We start from the raw sequence: 373 nt of genomic DNA on the forward strand, positions 1-373 counted from the left end.
CACGGCTCGTTCATGATCTCGTAGCCGGCGACGTTCTCGTTGCCCTTGAAGTAGTTGGCGACGGCCTGCCACATGATGCCGTAGTGGTTCTGCAACCCGATGCCGTCCGGCGTCTTCTCGTTGGCCCAGAACGCGTCCCAGGCGTAGTTCTGTGCCGGGCTCACCGGGTAGGTGCCCGGGAAGCCCACGCCGATATGAGGCAGGCCGCCGGTGATGTTGGCCCAGTCGGGGGCGCCCTCGCCGCCGAACGCCTCGCTGTAGAGGTCTTGGTGCATGTCGAGGACGACCATGATGTTGTGGTTGCCCAGGATTTCGACGGTGTTTTCGATGGAGGCCAGGTAGTCGTAGTCGATGACACCGGGTTCGGGTTGGA

The 373-nt window shown here is 63.0% G+C and carries 1 protein-coding gene; it reads right to left on the reverse strand.

Annotation, left to right across the window (positions count from 1 at the left end):
• Nucleotides 1-373: cellulase family glycosylhydrolase (locus tag LI94_RS21535; RefSeq protein ID WP_046302540.1), on the reverse strand; the 373-nt coding region annotated here is incomplete at both ends.

The organism is Mycobacterium sp. UM_Kg27, assembly GCF_000972905.1.
Taxonomy (GTDB): Bacteria; Actinomycetota; Actinomycetes; order Mycobacteriales; family Mycobacteriaceae; genus Mycobacterium.